The organism is Pseudomonas sp. JS425 (assembly GCF_018223845.1).
In the GTDB taxonomy this organism is placed as follows: Bacteria; Pseudomonadota; Gammaproteobacteria; order Pseudomonadales; family Pseudomonadaceae; genus Aquipseudomonas; species Aquipseudomonas asiatica.
Window position 1 is genome coordinate 3,440,291 of the sequence record NZ_CP073661.1, and the last position, 18,192, is coordinate 3,458,482.

Annotated in this window: 17 protein-coding genes and 2 pseudogenes; 17 read left to right on the forward strand and 2 right to left on the reverse strand. The window is 60.8% G+C overall.

Features of this window, described 5'->3' with window-relative positions:
* Positions 1 to 5: 5 nt before the first annotated feature.
* Complete coding sequence (gene tssI, locus KDB76_RS16135) at positions 6 to 1,862, reverse strand: type VI secretion system Vgr family protein (RefSeq protein WP_013972740.1); 1,857 nt, start codon at positions 1,860 to 1,862, stop codon at positions 6 to 8.
* 712 nt (positions 1,863 to 2,574) lie between these two features.
* On the opposite strand from tssI, the gene KDB76_RS16140 reads away from it, so the two are divergent.
* The 10 genes and pseudogenes from KDB76_RS16140 to KDB76_RS16180 all read left to right on the forward strand — a co-directional run bounded on the left by KDB76_RS16140 (position 2,575) and on the right by KDB76_RS16180 (position 7,439).
* On the forward strand, positions 2,575 to 4,032 hold the full coding sequence (locus tag KDB76_RS16140) for a polymorphic toxin type 46 domain-containing protein (protein WP_038410436.1): 1,458 nt from the start codon (positions 2,575 to 2,577) through the stop codon (positions 4,030 to 4,032).
* On the forward strand, positions 4,029 to 4,325 hold the full coding sequence (locus KDB76_RS16145) for an immunity protein Tsi6 family protein (RefSeq protein WP_003248391.1): 297 nt from the start codon (positions 4,029 to 4,031) through the stop codon (positions 4,323 to 4,325). Before KDB76_RS16140 ends, KDB76_RS16145 begins: the two co-directional genes overlap by 4 nt.
* A 337-nt stretch (positions 4,326 to 4,662) precedes the next feature.
* A complete protein-coding gene (locus KDB76_RS16150) occupies positions 4,663 to 4,965 on the forward strand; it encodes an immunity protein Tsi6 family protein (RefSeq protein WP_024087174.1) in 303 nt (100 codons plus the stop codon).
* 90 nt (positions 4,966 to 5,055) lie between these two features.
* A complete protein-coding gene (locus tag KDB76_RS16155; RefSeq protein ID WP_023661188.1) occupies positions 5,056 to 5,208 on the forward strand; it encodes a hypothetical protein in 153 nt (50 codons plus the stop codon).
* Positions 5,183 to 5,338: a hypothetical protein gene (locus KDB76_RS16160; RefSeq protein WP_155252251.1), complete on the forward strand. Its 156-nt coding sequence runs from the start codon at positions 5,183 to 5,185 to the stop codon at positions 5,336 to 5,338. Before KDB76_RS16155 ends, KDB76_RS16160 begins: the two co-directional genes overlap by 26 nt.
* Entirely contained in the window at positions 5,335 to 5,598 is a 264-nt protein-coding gene (locus KDB76_RS16165; protein ID WP_038409684.1) for a hypothetical protein, read from the forward strand. The genes KDB76_RS16160 and KDB76_RS16165 overlap by 4 nt, the downstream gene beginning before the upstream one ends.
* 125 nt (positions 5,599 to 5,723) lie before the next feature.
* The gene (locus KDB76_RS30075; protein ID WP_023661186.1) at positions 5,724 to 5,855 is read left to right on the forward strand and encodes a hypothetical protein; all 132 of its coding nucleotides are present in this window, start codon (positions 5,724 to 5,726) and stop codon (positions 5,853 to 5,855) included.
* 147 nt (positions 5,856 to 6,002) lie between these two features.
* Positions 6,003 to 6,298: pseudogene (locus tag KDB76_RS16170) on the forward strand (immunity protein Tsi6 family protein).
* A gap of 335 nt (positions 6,299 to 6,633) precedes the next feature.
* Positions 6,634 to 7,143, forward strand: coding sequence for a hypothetical protein (locus KDB76_RS16175; protein WP_038409685.1), 510 nt, complete (start codon positions 6,634 to 6,636; stop codon positions 7,141 to 7,143).
* A gap of 140 nt (positions 7,144 to 7,283) precedes the next feature.
* A complete protein-coding gene (locus KDB76_RS16180) occupies positions 7,284 to 7,439 on the forward strand; it encodes a hypothetical protein (protein WP_158491230.1) in 156 nt (51 codons plus the stop codon).
* 12 nt (positions 7,440 to 7,451) lie between these two features.
* Here the strand turns inward: KDB76_RS16180 and tri1 are convergent.
* A pseudogene (tri1, locus tag KDB76_RS16185) lies at positions 7,452 to 8,564 on the reverse strand (ADP-ribosylarginine hydrolase Tri1).
* A 789-nt stretch (positions 8,565 to 9,353) separates the two neighbouring features.
* On the opposite strand from tri1, the gene KDB76_RS16190 reads away from it, so the two are divergent.
* The 7 genes from KDB76_RS16190 (at position 9,354) to tssH (ending at position 18,181) form a co-directional block, all read left to right on the forward strand.
* Positions 9,354 to 10,103, forward strand: a complete 750-nt coding sequence (locus KDB76_RS16190; protein WP_024087178.1) for a hypothetical protein — start codon at positions 9,354 to 9,356, stop codon at positions 10,101 to 10,103.
* Positions 10,104 to 10,167: 64 nt separating this feature from the next.
* Positions 10,168 to 10,707 (forward strand): type VI secretion system contractile sheath small subunit, encoded by a 540-nt coding sequence (tssB, locus tag KDB76_RS16195; RefSeq protein ID WP_024087179.1) that lies wholly within the window; start codon positions 10,168 to 10,170, stop codon positions 10,705 to 10,707.
* A 14-nt stretch (positions 10,708 to 10,721) separates the two neighbouring features.
* On the forward strand, positions 10,722 to 12,224 hold the full coding sequence (tssC, locus tag KDB76_RS16200) for a type VI secretion system contractile sheath large subunit (protein WP_013972748.1): 1,503 nt from the start codon (positions 10,722 to 10,724) through the stop codon (positions 12,222 to 12,224).
* A gap of 26 nt (positions 12,225 to 12,250) precedes the next feature.
* On the forward strand, positions 12,251 to 12,733 hold the full coding sequence (gene tssE, locus KDB76_RS16205; RefSeq protein WP_013972749.1) for a type VI secretion system baseplate subunit TssE: 483 nt from the start codon (positions 12,251 to 12,253) through the stop codon (positions 12,731 to 12,733).
* Positions 12,733 to 14,553, forward strand: coding sequence for a type VI secretion system baseplate subunit TssF (tssF, locus tag KDB76_RS16210; RefSeq protein ID WP_038409687.1), 1,821 nt, complete (start codon positions 12,733 to 12,735; stop codon positions 14,551 to 14,553). The genes tssE and tssF overlap by 1 nt, the downstream gene beginning before the upstream one ends.
* A complete protein-coding gene (tssG, locus tag KDB76_RS16215; protein ID WP_015270493.1) occupies positions 14,517 to 15,587 on the forward strand; it encodes a type VI secretion system baseplate subunit TssG in 1,071 nt (356 codons plus the stop codon). The genes tssF and tssG overlap by 37 nt, the downstream gene beginning before the upstream one ends.
* On the forward strand, positions 15,584 to 18,181 hold the full coding sequence (gene tssH, locus KDB76_RS16220; RefSeq protein WP_038409688.1) for a type VI secretion system ATPase TssH: 2,598 nt from the start codon (positions 15,584 to 15,586) through the stop codon (positions 18,179 to 18,181). The genes tssG and tssH overlap by 4 nt, the downstream gene beginning before the upstream one ends.
* Positions 18,182 to 18,192 lie beyond the last annotated feature (11 nt).

The following is an 18,192-nucleotide window of genomic DNA, read 5'->3' on the forward strand; positions in this document are numbered from 1 at the left end:
TTGCCTCAGTCGTTGATCCGCACTGCAGCGCCAGTGATCTGGGTGGTGTCGGTGCTGGTGGTCACGATGACCTTGCCTTTGATCTCGATGCCTTCCGGGGTCAGCGTGATGCTGCTGTCGCCCACCTGCAGGATGATGTGCTGCTTGGCAGCCACCTGTATGAACTGGTTGTCGACCTGCAGGGTGTAGGAACCTTCGGTCACTTGCACCATGGTGTCTTTCTTGACCGTTTCGGTGTGCGTGCCACCCACCGTAATCGTGCGGTTGTTCCCCACATCATGGGTCTCATCCAGCTCGATCTCGGTATCCATGTTGCGCTCGGCATGCATGATGATCTGCTCGGCGCCGGCCTTGTCCTCGAAGCGGAAGAAGTTGGCGGTACCGCCGTCGCCCTTCATCGACCGGGTCAGGAAGCCACTCTGGGTCTTGTTCGCCGGCAGCGACCATGGCGGGGTGTTGGTGCTGTTGTACAGGCTGCCCATGATCAGCGGGCGGTCGGGGTTGCCGTCGAGGAACACCACCACCACTTCGTCGCCTACACGTGGGATCTGGATGCTGCCGAAGCCGCCGCTGGCACCGGATTGGGCGACGCGTACCCAGCACGAGCTGTGGTCGTTGTACTTGCCATTGCGGTCCCAGTGGAACTGGATCTTCACCCGGCCCAGCTCGTCGGTGAAGATCTCCTCACCCGGTGGGCCGACGATGATCGCGGTCTGCGGGCCGGCGATGGTCGGCTTGGGCGTGCTCAGCTGCGGGCGGAACGGGATCTTCTTGCGCACGCAACTGAAGGTGTTGAAGTAGCTGGCCTGCTGGCCGGTAAGGTAGTTGTTGTGGCCTTCGCTTTCCACGCTCATCAGCAGGAACTGGCGGTCTTCTACCGGGCCCTGGTCGTGGATGTAGTGCTGCAGCAGCTCGAAGGTGTAGCCCGGCTTCATGGCCCGACAGTTACTGGCACCTTCGAATTTCTTGCCGCGCAGCTCCAGCGCCTCGATGCGCAGGCGCAGCAGGGTTTCGCCCTCGTCGTAGGTGCCGTGGGTGTACTGGCCGGGGAAGTCGTAGATCTCGAAGTTCTCGACATCGCCCTGCTTGTTCACGCTGTTCAGCGCCACCGGCAGGCGGTTGTTGGGCTGGCGGTAGTCGAAGGTCTGCGTGGCCATCTTGCCGGACTGCAACTGGCGGTTGCCGCTCCACTGGGTGATGGAGTCGGCAGTCTCGGTGACCGAGGCGCTGTGGAAGCGGATTTGCGGTTGCTCGGGGATGTCCACCAGCGTGCTGGAGTCATCGCAAATGATCATGGTGTGGCCTTCGGCGGTGTGCTCGAAGTAGTAGAACATCCCCTCTTCCTCCAGCAGGCGCTGGACGAAGTTGAAGTCGGTTTCACGGTACTGGGTGATGTAGGTGTAGCGCTTCTGCGGACGGGTCAGGCGGAACTCGTGACGAGAGAACGCCGGGCACAGGGCGAACACTTCGGTAACCACTTCCTCGACCGTGTTGCCCTGGAAGATCCGCGTGTCGAAGCGGTTCTTCAACATCGAGAACCACGGGTTGAGGGTTGCGGTATAGCGTGCCATGCCGCCGTCGCTGCCAATGCTGGCAAAGCGTGTGAGGTAGCCGGTTATGTAGCGCGGGCCGCCTTCGGCCAGTTCGATCTCGATGCTGACATGCTGGCCCATCATGGATTTGAGCGGCACGCCGGAGTCTTCGCAGACCAGCAGCAGTTCGTAGTTGAACGCCCGCGACAGGGCTTCGGTGCCCTTGAAGGTTTCCAGCAGCAGTTCCTGCTCGGGGTTGGCCAGGTTGTGAAACTTGAACAGGCGGCGGTTCTGCGGCGACAGCAGCGCGGAGGCCAGGTCCATGATCATGCGAAATCTCCTTGAAAACACGGCCAGCACGCGCTTGCGATGCTCAGCTGCAACCCTGATCTTGCGGGCGTATTCTGCATGCGCGCATAACGCGCGTGCTCTGCGGAATCATGCGACTGCCTGCAGAAAGGAAAGTGCCATCATGCATTGAAATTAATGCGACATGGTTCACATTCCCGAATGCCAGGCAGGCAGAAAGGCCCAAAGGAAACACCGGCAAAAGCTGCCCTGTCAAATCACTACAGGCCTAGAAAAACCGGGTAATACCGCCCTGCAAGGCAATGTCATATCGCCATCTTTAATATTCCTCACTGGCGCCCGGAAGCGCTCCGGCTACCGCCGAACGGCCCGTCGCAGAAGGTTCTTGAGGTGTCGATCAGAGCCTATGCCTGACGGCTCCAACTCGAACTGCCTCTCTACCTGACGCATCAGCTCCACTGGCGGAGAAAAATGTTTCATAACGTGGATTGGTTCAAATTTTTCGCCACTGACCAACTCCGGCAAATGGCCATCGCGAACGCAGCCGTAATGGCACTTGCGGGATGCGGCCAGCCACAAAACCGTGCAGCGATGCTCAATTGCCATCATTGCCGCGCACGCCTGTCATGAGAACAATGGGCTCTCCGCCGGACTTCGCCCCCATCCTGAGGTCTGACGCGACATGCTGCGCTCGCCGCCGAGCGCCGCCACTTCCATGGACAGTGAAGCGAAAATGGATCTTTTAGCCAACATCCCCAGTTGGGGAGACATCGAACGCTATCTCGAGCAGAAATTCAGCGAGCTCAACCAGAGCGTCGATAGCGGCCTGAACAGCGCCCATGAGGCCTGGGACGGTTTCAGCCGGCGAGTGAGCAATGGCGCCAACCAGGCCTATGGCTACCTCGGTGGCCAGCGTATCGACAACGTGCGCCAGGCCATGGCCCTGTCCTACCCGATCATTCAGGACAACCTCAAGCGCAAGTGGTCCTCGATAGGTATCGAGCAAATCCTGCCGGTGCTGCTGCAACTGGTCAAAGAGGTGTCGATGATCCTCGGTGGCAGTGTGGCGGTCGGTACACTGGCCGGCGGCGTGGCCGGGGCGTTCGCGTTCGGTGTTGGCGCGGCACCTGGGGCCGTGGCCGGCGCCGGCATTGGCCTGCAGGTCGGCAACCTGATCCTCATGGGCCTGGGGCTGTCGGCGATTGCCGAGTATTTCTACCAGGGCCTGCCGGCCTGCCTGTCGACCTTGCAGCAAGGGATGGCCACGGCCTGGTTCGCCGAGGATGGCCTCAAGCCTGCTGGCCTGGACCCGAGCGGCGGTTCCGCGGCGCAGGCCCAGGAGCGTGTCGAGCGTGCGGCGCGCCAACTGGCTCGTGGGCAGGAGCAGTTGGTGCTGCTGTTGTTGACTGCAATCGTTACCTATCTGACTCGAGGGCAGATGAAGGCTGGCGTGATGAGCAGCATGGAAAGCATTGCCGCCCGGAGCGCTCGGCTGCAGGCCGAGATCTCCAACAAGCAGCTGGCGGCCTGGTTGGCGAAGAATGAGCAGAAGCTGTTGGCGCAGCCAGATTTGCAGCCCAGAGAGGCCGCACCGATCTCTCGTGCACAAGCGCAACCGGAGCCATTGCGACCACTACCCGATCGACCGCCCATTGCTCAGGCACCGGATAAGCCAGGCTTAACGGAAGTTTCCCGTAGGGAGTACCTGAACAAGAAGTTCGCTCGAACGGGTAACTTGGCACAGGACATCAACATACGAGGCAACCAGGAAACTGCTGTAAACTTCTTCAAGTCACAGGGCTATAAGCCTGCCGACTACGAAGGCTACATGAACGGCTTGGACTTCACTCAACCAGTCTTCACGGAAACAATCAACCGGGGCAAGACACTTTGGCAATTCCAGGTGCCCGGCGGCCGGCAAGGCATGTGGTACTCTCCTACCCCAGACGTGGTGCCAGGGCAACTGGGGATCAACCCGCTTGGCCAAATCTACAAAACGGAAACCATCGTGCCCAAGATCGTGAACGTCTACCAGAGCACTGAGAAGGTCACGCTGCTGAGGAGCACCTCGGCACCGGTACTGGATACCTGGTCCGTCCCTTCCCAACCCTATAACGCCATTGGCGGTGCTCGGCAGATGACCTCTGGCCAACGCGAGCTCTTCAAACTGATAACACCAGGTGCATTATGAAACCCACAACCCCCCTCGGCTATGTACAGAAGGCTATCGACATCACCGCGCAGCGGAACAAGGCCTGTCCCGCTTACCCCATTTATGGGATGCTACTAAACCAACTTGACTATGTGAAAGCCGTGTTCGAAGGGCGTGAGCAAGATAAATCGAAACTCCACCAACTCAGTATCGGTGCCATTGCCTCAAAAGAATTCGAAGAAAATGACCCCGAGTTGGCCAGAGCACTGAAAGACGCCTATTACGTAGCCATCCAGTCGGCTCGTGGCCTCAAAATTCAACTGCCCGATTGATTGCCTACGTTCAATCAGGCCAGCCACTGTACATCGAGCGCAGTCACTGACGAAAGCTACAGACCCTACCCCCAGCAGGCTGAGCCACGATGGACATTAACCCACTCCGGCAAAAATCGTAGCGCTCCATAAACCCCACCTTTTGGAAGCCGGGGTGGTGCGTCAGCGATGCATACGATTAAGCCAAGAGGTGGGTCATCCGCAAGCTGCGTCCCGACGGGATAGACTTGCCTACCTGGCCAAGCGCCCCCAGGCTGCAGTTGTTCTGGGTCAATGATGACCGGGTGTGCTTCAAGCCGGATCACTACATTCAAGTTGGTAAGCCCAGGTGATTAACTTGAAACCTACTACACCACTCGAGTATGTAGACAAAGCGCTCGCACTCGCCATTGACCGCCAAAATCGCATCCCTGGCTTTCCTGTCTACGCCACCGTCATCGATCAGTTAAAGTACATCAGGGCCGTGTTCGACGGTACGGAGAAGGATAAATCGAAGCTGCACAGACTGACGATTGGTGCTATCGCGGCTAAAGAATTTGAACCCACGGACGAAGCCCTCGCCGAGGCATTGCTTCATGTTTATTACATTGCAGAGCAATCCGCCAACGGCCTAAAGATTCGCCTGCCTGGAGAAAAATAACTACCGTGGGGACGCCGACCGCCAAACGGCTGAGGTTTCCACTGCGGCCGTGGGAGGTGTACCACAACCTGATATGACAGGAACCCCACCATGAATCCAGCTGCACTGAAACACGCGGCTATGGCGCTGCGCAAGTTGCTTGAGCACTATCAACATCAAGAGCGCGTTGCGGCCCTATTGCTTGAGGAACTGGATGGCCTGCTCAAGCGTGCCATGAATGAAGAAATCACCATCAGGAAATGAAGCCGGTGCTAACGAATTCTGGATCCCTGGTGGCAAGCTACCTGACGGCAACAGTGAAGCCGTCATAGACGCGGCGGGTATTGCCGCCAAGATGTTCAATACCGCTCCCCTTTTTGAAGGCACCCTATGAAATTCAAAGATCTTTTCATCAGTCGTCAACACATGTTCTCTGTCGGCATCGAAGAAGACGCTGGTCAGTATTACGTTTCGTTCCCCGTCAGCAACGGCATGGTTGACTACGAAGAATATTACGCCATCGCTCCAGCTACATTTGATGCCTCCATGGACGACCCTGATTCGGCGCTGGCTTTCGTGATAAAATGCCGCAAAAGACAACTCGACGAATTACTGATCATCAAGCCAGGAAAAAATCGGGGCACGGCCATCTAGTGCCACATAGATAAATGCTGACGAAATCCGACATTGCATGAACGTTTGACCCTACCAACAAATGAGTGGCGCCCTCTTACGCTGCGGTGAAGTGGTGCAGTTCCTTATCCCAATCAGGACTGACCATGAACACCGAAACACTCAAGCAGAAATTACTCAAGCTTCGCTTGATCATCGACAGCCTGAAGGCGCAAGACCCTGCCGCGATGAAGCTGAGCGTCGAACTGGAGCTACTGCTGAAAGCCGCAGGCCAATAGCCCCATGCCTCCAAGTGAACACCGCCAAGAATCAAGCACATATCGATACAACTCATGCACATCACGTGGACCGAAATCCATTCCGTGGAACGATGCAAATAACCTGTACCGGAAATAACCTTTCAAACTAATATGAGTAGGTGAGAGATGAAACCAGCCACACCACTGGAGTATGTAGATAAAGCAATTGCGCTGGCGATTGACCGACAAATCGCATTCCTGGCTTTACGGTTTACGCGACTATAGTCGACCAGTTAAATTACATCAGGGCAGTTTTCGACGGTACCGAAAAGGATAAATCCAAGCTGCACAGGCTAACGATTGGAGCTATTGCATCGAAGGAGTTCGAGGAAAATGCCCCGGAGCTGGCCAGGGTATTGAAGGACGCTTACTACGTGGCCATTCAGTCGGCCCGCGGCTTGAAGATTCAACTACCTGATTGAACTCGGCCACTAGCGAGTTCATACCTTGGTTGATTACGAAGAGTACTATTGGACCGAACAGGCACCGTTCGATGCCTAGCTGCAGCGGCCGAGCACCGCCCCTGCGATGGTCAGCAAGGGCCGGAAACGCCAGATGGACCATGAGTTGATCTACCCGCAAGCGCCAATCGAGGTCGAGCGCGCAGACTCTCAATGCGCCAAGCTATGGCATCCAAAAACATCGCGGGTAAAATTGCCGATGCCCTCACTGCCATCGCCCCCACGTTCAACCTGCCCAAGCTCTGCGAATGAATACACGCTCCTCACAAATGTCACCCGGGCTTACGCCTCTCAAGATGAGGCTGCTGGCCGTCGGCATGTTCATCGAATTGCTCCTGGTAGGGGCCATCTCGCTTTATGCCTATACCAACTACCTGTTCCCGCTGTACGGCAGGCTGCTTCGTGGCGCTCCGGTCGTGGAAACACCGTACCTCGCGTTCGGCCTGCTCATGGCCCCACCGGCACTCGCCATCCTGCTCGTTGGCAGCGCGATCTGCGCCTGGACCGGCAAGAAGTTCGACCCACCCCCTGCATCCCGGCTGCACCGCTTCCAGGCGTTGATGTTCGGGATATCGATTAAAACGCTGATCCATGTCGTCCCAGCGGTGATGATTCTGACTACGGGGGCTTTGCTGGCCAGGGGTTATACGCCCTGCTCGAAGCTGCTGATTTCGGGTTCTGCCTGGCAGTTGTACTGGGTCAATGATGATCGGGTGTGCTTCAAGCCGGATCACTACATCAACGACAACTGGCCATGCAAGGTCATCGACGGCAAGGACGTTTGCGTCCAGGTCGATGGGCGGTGAGTTGCCTACCTTGCCAGGCTCAAAGCGAGTACGGCGGAGAAAACCGACAAGGTGACAGTTGATAAGCCGCAGAAACCTGGAGACGGGGTGACGTGGACGTACAGCGGCGCACCTCTGGGCTATGCATACTCGGGCATTAAATGGACAAGCACACACTGAAAATTACAGCCAGAGCGCTTCGCGAAAAGCTTGAAATTATCAAGGACCAAAATCCTGACGCCATGACCATGCTCAACCTACTTCGCGACCTGCTATTTTGCCGGGCTGCAGTTGACGCGTTAAGCGCCATTACCTGATCAAAGGTGCTATCACTCACTGCCAAATAGCAGCTCGTCCATTTCATCCCCCTGAGGCGCGAGTTCAAACAACCGGCTTGCCAGTTCACAAATGTGCCGCGACCAGGCAACCTTGGCCACCCACTCCGGCGGCATGCCCGACACCCCATACAAGGCGCCGGCGATCTGCCCCGCCGTCGCCGCCACGCTGTCGGCATCATCGGCAAGGTTGGCAGCCAACAGAATCGCATCCCTGAAGTTGTCCGTATTCCACACAGCCCAGAGCGCCGCTTCCAAAGTATCGACTACATACCCTGACGAGCGAATCTGCTCACGGGTTTTGTGCTTGTACTCCCCGGCATTGATGATCAAGGCCCGGGGCTGCAGGGGGCGCACCTTCGGCGACAACGCCTCTTCCTTGTCCGCGCCATTGAGCGCCAGATGCAGCTGTGCCCCGAACAACTTGCAGCACTCCGAGACCTCGATCGCGCGATGGGTCACGCTGCTCTGCGTCACACTCTCCCACCAGGTTGCCAACAGCGAGTGGCGTCTGAAAATGGGTAGGCGCGAGCCGTATCAACGAACCATTGCCCGCTGTCGAGGCTTCGAGATTGCCCATCCACGCAAGCCCTTGGGCCTCCCACCCTTCCAGGGCTCGGCGGGTGACATTGCCGATGTCGAAGCAGCGGCCATTGGCGCTATTTTCACCCTGCCGGTACCAGCGCACCATGGCATCGGCAAAGGTCGCGAAATCGAACTTGCCTTGGCTTGCGTAGGTGTCTGCCAGGCACAGGGCCATGCTGGTATCGTCGGTCCACTCACCCGGCGCGAGGCGGAACGGCCCACCGCCGACCATGTCGCTGACCTGCCCCTGATCGCGGCGCTGGAACTCCAGAGTGGTGCCTACCGCATCGCCAATCGCCAGTCCCAACAGTGCACCCTGAGCGCGGTCTAGCGCCTGGCCTGGTGTCAAGGTACAGGATCGGTCGTTCAGCCAGGCAGGCTTTGTCCGCGGCAGCCTTGGTGCGTCGGCCTCCGGCATGTAGGCCATGCGTTGTTGCAACTGCGGCGATGTTCGGGGAGCAGATCGGCGTAACGCTTTGCATAGTCGCTCAGGATTGCATCCGGGCTTCTCAGGTCGATCATGCTGATTCCTTGCAGTAGGTTGCTCTCGTCCATGCGCTCATTTTGCTTGACCTGCACTACCCCGGCAACGACCCGAGCAAGTCGCCGACCATGAGGATGGCACCGGCTACGCCGGTGTTCGCGGGTGAACCCGCTCCCACAGGGGCCGTGCAGGCATCACGGTTTTGGCTGAGGCAATTGTTGCTGCAGGCAGGGCACAAACCCTGGGGCCGGCGCTCCCACAGGGATCGCGCACGTTTTCAAGGTTTTTAGCGAGACCGTTGCCTCTGCAGGTGCGGCATAGGCCCGGGGCCGACGCTATTTCCGACGGAGCGCGCGAGCTTTCAAAAGTCACTATCCAAACGGATGGATCGCGCTTGATAACACCCTTTCCGCGCGGCACATTCCGTCGCATTGCCATCATCCTGAGGCGCCTCGCCAATACCTCCGCGAGAAAGCGGTCAGCGCAAAAAATGAGACCGGATTCACTTTTTGCAAAAAACTTTTGCCAAGGATTTTTATCGCATTCCCGCCCCTCGCACACCCACGTTTTCGGGCCTGAACCCCGATTTCCCGTGCCCGAAACCCCTAGTCAACATCACGACGCCATCATTGCGTCACATCACAAAACAGGGAAAAAATCGCCCCCCTCGCGGGAACTTCTTCCGCAGCGAGGTGCCCTACTCGGCATTGCTGGCAACACGATATTCATGTGCCAGCACTCAGGTTTGCCGCCGTCGAGAGGCGCAATTTCAGGTCCACGCCATTGGCGTTTCAGGACGATCAAGCAGGCACATGGACGATGCACCGATGACACAGACATTCGATGTCGAAGCACTGATCAAGCTGCGTAGCCAGACGCGGGCGATCTCCGATGCGCTGAAGGCGCAGGCGGCGGATTACCTCGCCACCGTGGCACCGCTGATCCGTCCGCAAACTCTATTTGGCGAATACCTGCAAGGCGCCCAGCGCAGCAGCGGGCGCGAAACCCAGGGCCACTTCCAGGCCCTGGTCGAACTCTACGAACGTATCGGCTCGGCCGCGCCGTTCCAGCTGGTCACCGAGCTGGAAGTACCGCTGAACCTGATCAGTACCACCCCCGAACTGTTCCCGCTGGAATACGACAAGGCCCTGGAACACAGCGGCCAGGTCATCCGCATCACCAGCCCGACCCGCTGGGTGGTGGGCTTCCACGCCTTCGACCTGGCACGGTTTCGCAACGTCATCAAAGACCCCAACCGCAGCAGCGCCGAGCTGTACCGCTTCGTGGTGCACTACCTGGTGCTGTTCTACTGCCTGAGCAAGTCGCCTGGCCTTGGCCGGCTGTTCGAGGGCCTGCGCTACAGCCTGAGCTTCGAGCGCCTCAAGGGCTTTGGCGACCTGCCGTTCTGCGTCATCAGCTCGCCGGTGCGCTCTGAACTGCCCGACGACTCGGTCATCCGCAGCAGCACGCAGATTGCCGGCAACACCAGCTTCGAAGAACTGGTGGGCCGCGACAACATCCTGGAAATGAACGACGAAATCCGTCAGCGCCTGCTGCTGACGATCGAAGGACTGTAACGCGCCGCGCCCGGTCACGGGCCGCGCATTGTTTCGCAGCGAATTGCTCGCACTGGAGAACACGATGGCGAAGAAGGAAAGCACTCAGCACAAACTCGACCGCGTTCGCGCGCCTCGGGTCCATATCACCTACGACGTGGACATCGGCGATGCCATCGAGAAAAAGGAGCTGCCCTTCGTCGTCGGCGTACTGGGCGACTTTTCCGGCAACCCGCTGGAGCCGCTGCCCAAACTCAAGGACCGCAAGTTCGTCTACATCGACCGCGACAACTTCAACGGCGTGCTCAAGGGCATCAAGCCGCGCCTGACCTACCGCGTCGACAACACCCTGGCCAAGAACGGCACCCAGCTGGGCGTGGAACTGAACTTCAACAGCCTCGAAGACTTCGAGCCACAGAACGTGGTCAAGCAGGTCGAACCGCTGCGCAAACTGCTGGAAGTGCGCAACAAGCTGGCCGACCTGCGTAACAAGATGGGCGGCAACGACAAGCTCGAAGAGCTGCTGATGGACGTGCTGCAGAACACCGAGAAGCTCAAGACCCTGGGCAAGGAATTCGGCCGTGAAGCCGAAGTGAAAGACCCATCCAGCAGCGATCGCGCCTGAGCAGGAGCCCGAACATGACCGACAAGCAAACCGCACCGCAACAGGCCGGCGACCTGGTCGAAGTGGAAAACTTCGCGCCACAGGCATCGTTGCTCGACAGCATCATTTCGCAAAGCCGCGTGGCCCGCTCCGACACCGAGCGCAACCGCACCCGCGACCTGATTGGCGAACTGGTGAACCAGGTGCTCGAGGGCGAGATGACCCCGAGCAAGGACCTGATCGCCGTGCTCGATTCGCGTATCGCCGAAATCGACGCGATGCTTTCCGAGCAGATGAACGAAATCATGCACGCCCGTGAGTTCCAGCAGCTGGAAGCCTCCTGGCGCGGCCTGAAATACCAGGTAGACCAGACCGAGACCAGCACCACGCTGAAGATCCACCTGCTCAATGCCTCGAAGAAAGACCTGGTACGCGACCTGAAGGCCGCCAGCGAATTCGACCAGAGCGCACTGTTCAAGAAGGTCTACGAAGAAGAGTACGGCACCTTCGGTGGCGCGCCTTTCGGCATGCTGATCGGTGACTACGAGTTCAACCGCAACCCCGAAGACATGTACCTGCTGGAGGAGATCTCGCACGTCGCCGCGGCCGCCCATGCCCCGTTCATTTCGGCCGCCTCCCCCGAGCTGTTCGGCTGGGACTCGTTCACCGAAATGTCCGGCCCGCGTGACCTGGCAAAGATCTTCGACACCGTCGAATACGCCAAGTGGAAGTCGTTCCGCGCCTCGGAAGACTCGCGCTACGTCGGTCTCACCCTGCCGCACGTGCTCGGTCGCCTGCCGTATGGCCCCGATACCACCCCGGTGGAGGAATTCAACTTCGTCGAAAGCGTCGATGGCCGCGACCACAACAAGTACCTGTGGATGAACGCTGCCTACGCCCTCGGCACCCGCGTTACCGATGCCTTCGCCCGCTACGGCTGGTGCGTGGCCATCCGCGGCGTGGAAGGTGGCGGCCTGGTCGAAGGTTTGCCAACCCATACCTTCAAGACCGACGACGGCGAAATCGCCCTCAAGTGCCCGACCGAAATCGCCATCACCGACCGCCGCGAAAAAGAGCTGTCGGACCTGGGCTTCATCCCTCTGGTGCACTGCAAGGGCACCGACTATGCCGCGTTCTTCGGCACCCAGTCGGCGCAGAAGCAGAAGCAGTACAACACTGACATTGCCAACGCCAACGCGCGCCTGTCGGCCCAGCTGCAGTACATCTTCGCCACTTCGCGCATCGCCCACTACATGAAGGCCATCATGCGCGACAAGATCGGCAGCTTCGCCTCGCGCATGGATGTCGAGCGCTTCCTCAACCAATGGCTGGCCAGCTACGTGCTGCTCGACGACACCGCCAGCCAGGAAGCCAAGGCCAAGTTCCCGCTGCGCGAAGCCCGCGCCGAGGTGTTCGAAGTGCCGGGCAAGCCAGGTGTGTACAAGGCCGTGACCTACCTGCGCCCGCACTACCAACTGGATGAGCTGACCGCTTCGCTGCGCCTGGTTGCCGAGCTGCCACAGGGCGCGCGCGGCTGACAGGCCGGTGTGTACAGGGATGACACATGAGTAACCAGGCCCGCCTGCTGCCCTCGCTGCTCGACCGACTGCTGGACGACCGTCCGTACCAGTCGGCCGAGCCAGCCGTGCAACGCACCTGCTCGTTGAGCGAGTACAAGGCCAGCATCGTCCGTGACCTGGAGGTACTGGTGAACACTCGCCAGAGCCTGGTCGCCGAAGAGCTGGAGGGCTACAGCCAGCTCGGTGGTTCCATCCTCGAATACGGCATGCCCGACTTCATCAGCCGCAGCGTGCTCGACCCGCATGATCGGCGCCTGATCCAGCAGCAACTGGAACGGGCGATCAGCACAGGGGACCGACGTTTTCGCCGTGTCCGCGTGCAGCTGCTGGCCCAGCAGAACGGCCACCGTATGTTGACCTTCCGCGTGGACGCCGTGTTGCGTCTGCAGGACATCAGCCGCCAGGTGTCATTCGACGCCGTGCTGCAGGTCAACACCCAGGAATACAAAGTGCAGAACCTCAACTGATGCTCGACGAACTGCTGCCCTACTACGAAAAGGAACTGTCGCACCTGCGCTTCCTCGGCCAGGAGTTTGCCGCGCAGTACCCGAAAATCGCTTCGCGGCTGTTGATCGAGGGCGACAACTGCGAAGACCCGCACACCGAGCGCCTGATCGAGGCGTTCTCGTTCCTGTCTGCGCGGGTGCACAAGAAGCTCGATGACGAGTTTCCGGAAATCGTCGAATCCTTCCTCGAGGTGCTGTACCCACACTACCTGCGCCCTACCCCATCGATGTCGATTGCCGAGCTGAGCCTGGGCAAGCACGAGAAAGTCACCGAAGCCTACCGGGTGGCGCGCCATACCGAAATGCATGCCAATGCCGTGGAAGGTGTGGTGTGCAAGTTCCGCACCTGCTACCCGGTTGAGCTGTGGCCGATTGCCGTGCAGCAGGCCTCGTTCGCCGAACTGGAGCGTTCGGCCTTCAACGGCCACAGCGCCGACCTGGTCGCACGCCTGCGCATCCGCCTGGCAGCCACCGGCGATGCCCTGTTCGGGCAGATGGAGCTGGACCGCCTGCGGTTCTTCCTCGACGGCGAGGCGACCCTGATGCTGCAGCTGTACGAACTGCTGTTCAACAACCTGGCAAAGGCCACCCTTAGCTTCCAGGACCAGGGCCGCAGCCGCGAAGTGGCCTTGCCGGCCGATGCCCTGAAAGCCGTGGGCTACGCCCGTGACGAAGGCCTGGTGGACTACTCCGAGCGCTCGTTCCTGGGCTACCGCCTGCTGCACGAGTACTTCACCTTCCCCGACAAGTTCATGTTCTTCGACCTGAACGGCTTTGCCCGCATTCTGCAGGGCAAGGCCATCGAGCAGGTCGAGATCAACTTCTATTTCTCCGACTACGACCTCAGCGAGCGCCTGGCGCGGCTGACACAGAACATCGGGCGCAACAACTTCAAGCTCAACTGCACACCGATCATCAACCTGTTCCGCCAGCAAGCCGAGCCGATCAAGCTGACCCACACCCAGCACGAATACCCGGTCACTCCCGATACACGGCTGCACAACGCTGCCGAAGTCGTCTCGATCGACCGCGTACGGCGGGTGCGCAAACTCGGCGGCATCGACCAGGTCGCCACCTGCCACCCGTTTTTCGAACCCCGTGGCGAGCAGGACCCGCACAGCAGCTTCTGGGTGGCGCGCCGGCGCATCCAGGGTGACGCCACCGCCATGAGCATCCGCGTGGTCGACCGCGACCTGGAGCTGATCGACGCCAGCAGCGACACCCTCAGCATCGGCCTTACCTGCAGCAACCGCGATGTACCGCTGATGCTGCCGTTCGGGGGCGAACGTGGTGACTTCAACATTCCCGCCAACTCGGTGATCAAGGATATCCGCTGCCTGCGCAAGCCCACCGCCACGGTGCGTGTGCCCCTGGGCAAGGGCCTGATCTGGCGGTTGATCGCCCACCTGTCGCTGAACCATATGTCGCTGGTCAGCCAGGGCCGTGAAGTGCTGCTGGAGCTGTTGTCGCTGTACAACTACCGCAATGTTTCCGCCATTCGCAAACAGATCAACGGCATCAAGGCGATCAGCAGCGCGCCGGTGGTCGCACGCATCGGCCACCCGCGGCCGAACTTCGTACGTGGCGTCGGCATCACGCTGACCCTGGATGAAAGCCAGTTCATCGGCAGTGGCGTGTACCTGTTCGGCATGGTGCTGGACCACTTCTTCGGCCAGTACTGCTCGATGAACAGCTTCACCCAACTGACCCTGCGCACCCAACAACGAGAAAAGAGAGTCGTCCAATGGCCAGCACGCACCGGCGATCAGCCCCTGGTCTGATCGATCAGGCCCGAGCCGAGCCGCACCGATTCGAATTCTTTCAATTGGTGCGCCTGCTCCGCCTGCACTACAGCCGTACCGGGCGCATGGACCTGGCAACCCGGCCGCACGAAGACCCGCTGCGTTTTCGTACCCAGCTGTCGCTGGCGTTCCCGGCCAGCGAGGTCAGCGACCTGCACTTCGAGCGCGAAGGCAAGGTGTCGCCGGCCGGCTTGCCGCTGTCGGAAGTGCAGGTCACCTTCATGGGCCTGGTCGGGCCGTCAGGCGTACTGCCGCGCCCGTATACCGAGCTGCTGCTGGAGCGCCACGTGCAGTATCGCGACGATGCCGCCCACGCGTTTCTCGACATCTTCTCGCACCGCATGACCACGCTGTTCTACGAGGCCTGGCAGAAGTACAAATTTCATATCGAGCACGAACGCAATGGCACTTCGGGCTTCGATGGCTACCTGCTCAACCTGGTCGGCCTCGGCCCGCGCGCGCAGCAACTCAAGTTCGAGCAGCAACCAACCGCGCTGCGCCGCGAGCTGTTCAGCTACTTTGCCGGCCTGCTCAGCCAGAAGCCGCGCAACGCGCTGAACCTCGAACGCATGCTCGGCTTCTATTTCTCGCTGCCGATCAAGGTCCGCCAATTCGCCGGGCGCTGGCTGCACCTGCAGCCCGAACAATGCACCCAGCTCGGCCGCCGCAATGCCCAGCTCGGCCACAGCGCCGTAGCCGGCAACCGGGTCTGGGACTACCAGTCGTGCATCCGCATCGAGCTGGGCCCGCTAAGCCTGGCCGACTACCAGCGCTTCCAGCCGGGCACCGCGTGCTACCGCAAGCTGGTCGAGCTGGTGCGCTTCTATATAGGCGCCGAACTGGATTTCGAAATTGCCCCGCGCCTCAAGCGCGAGGCGGTGCCACGCGCCCAGCTGGGCCGCAGTGGCAATGTCGCCCTGGGCTGGCTGGGCTGGCTCAAACGCCCTGGTCGTGACGCGGAGCCTTCGCGTTGCGCCGTCTTCCACATTCCTTACGATGGGGTCGCCTTGTGAACCTGAAGTCTCTGTTCGCCAAGCTCAACGAAACCAGCCGCACGGCCACGGAAAGCGCGGCGGCCCTGTGCCTGTCGGAGCACCATTACGACGTGGAGGTGGAGCACCTGTTGCTGCAGTTGCTCGACAACAGCGACAGCGACCTGGCGCCGATCCTGCGCCACTACGAAGTAGTCGCCGAGCGCCTGCAGGCGCAGCTGGTCACGGCCCTGGGCACCTTCAAGAAAGGTAATACCCGCACCCCGGCGCTGTCGCCGCACATCACCCGCATGATCGAGCAGGCCTGGCTGCTGGCGTCGATCGAATACGGCGTCGGCCAGGTGCGCAGCGCTCACCTGCTGCAGGCCCTGCTCGACGATGCCGAACTGCGTCGCGTGGTGATCGCCTCGGCGCCGGAGCTGGAGAAAATCAACGCCGATGACCTGCGCCTGAACCTTGCCGCGCTTGTAGAAGGCAGCGCCGAGTCCAGGCAGGCCAGCCCGCTGGCCAGCCCGGCAGCGCCAGTGAACAGTGCGAGCAAGGCCGGCGGCAAGACTCCGGCGCTGGACCAGTACACGGTCAACCTCACCCAGAGCGCCCGCGAAGGCCGCATCGACCCGGTGCTGGGCCGCGAGTTCGAAGTAAGGCAGATGGTCGATATCCTTACCCGCCGTCGGCAGAACAACCCGATCCTCACCGGCGAAGCCGGGGTCGGCAAAACCGCCGTGGTCGAAGGCCTGGCCCTGCGCATCGCCCAAGGTGACGTGCCGGCGGTGCTCAAGGATGTGGCCCTGCACACCCTCGACCTGGGCCTGCTGCAGGCCGGCGCCGGGGTCAAGGGCGAGTTCGAGAACCGCCTCAAGGCAGTGATCGAAGAGGTCAAACGCAGCCTGCACCCGATCATCCTGTTCATCGACGAAGCCCACACCCTGATCGGTTCCGGTGGCCAGGCCGGGCAGAACGATGCCGCCAACCTGCTCAAGCCGGCCCTTGCCCGTGGCGAGCTGCGCACCATCGCCGCCACTACCTGGGCCGAATACAAGAAGTACTTCGAGAAGGACGCGGCCCTCGCCCGCCGCTTCCAGGTGGTCAAGGTGGAAGAACCCGACGAGGACAAGGCCATCCACATGCTGCGCGGCCTGCTCGGCAAGATGCGCGAACACCACAAGGTAGCAGTGATGGACGAAGCGCTGGTGCAGGCCGTGCGCCTGTCCAACCGCTACATCACCGGCCGCCAGCTGCCGGACAAGGCGGTCAGCGTGCTCGACACCGCCTGCGCGCGCATTGCCCTGGCGCAATCGTCGCAACCTGGCGCCCTGGAGGACTGCCGCCGCCAGATCGACAACCTGCAGGCCGAGATCGCCGTGCTCGGCCACGAAGCCGGCAAAGGCCACGACCACACTCGCCGCCTGGGCGAGCTGCAGGCTGCCCTGCAGGCCGAGCAGCAGCGGGAGCAGCAGTTGAACACGCAGTGGCAACAGGAGCTGGAACTGGTCGAACAGCTCAAGGCGCTGGACGCCGCCAGCGAGGCCGATGCCAAGCAGCTCAACGCCCTGCGTGCCGAACTGGCCCGCGTGCAAGGCGACCAGCCCCTGGTCCATGCCCTGGTCGACAGCGGCGCCATCGCCCAGGTCATCAGCGGCTGGACCGGTATCCCGCTGGGCAAAATGCTGCGTGACGAGATCGACACCGTGCAGCGCCTGCCGGCCCTGCTTGGTGAGCGCGTGCTGGGCCAGGACCACGCCCTGCACGAGATCGGCAAGCGCATCAAGATTTCCCGCGCGCGCATGGAAGACCCGAACAAACCGATCGGTGTGTTCCTGCTGCTCGGCCCCAGCGGCGTCGGCAAGACCGAAACCGCGCTGGCCCTGGCCGATACCCTGTACGGCGGTGAACGCAACCTCATCACCATCAACATGTCCGAGTACCAGGAAGCCCACACCGTTTCGAGCCTCAAGGGCTCGCCTCCCGGCTATGTCGGCTATGGCGAAGGCGGCGTGCTGACCGAGGCGGTGCGTCGCAAGCCGTACAGCGTGGTGTTGCTCGACGAGGTGGAAAAAGCCCACCCCGACGTGCTCGAACTGTTCTTCCAGGTATTCGACAAGGGCGTGCTGGACGATGGCGAAGGCCGCGAGATCAATTTCCGCAACACGGTGATCATCCTCACTTCCAATACCGGTACCGAGCGCATCATGCAGACCTGCCTGAACGCCACCGAGCTACCGACGCCCGCAGCGATCGTCGAAGACCTGCGTGACCAGCTCAACCATGTGTTCAAGCCGGCCTTCCTCGGCCGCCTGAGCATCGTGCCGTTCTACCCGGTGCAGGACCAGATCCTCGAGCGCATCGTCGCCCTCAAGCTCGAACGCATCGCCAAGCGCTTCGCCCGCAACCACCAGGCCGAGCTCAGCTGCGACCAGGCGTTGGTCAAGGCCATCGCCGCGCGCTGCACCGAGGTCGACAGCGGTGCGCGCAACATCGACAACATCCTGTCCCAGACCCTGATGCCCGAGCTCGCCCAGCGCGTGCTCGAGCGCATGGCCCAGGACACGCCGATCCAGCGTCTTGCGATCGAGCTGGGCAGCGATGGCGATTTCGCCTATCGCGTGGCCTGACCAGTACACGG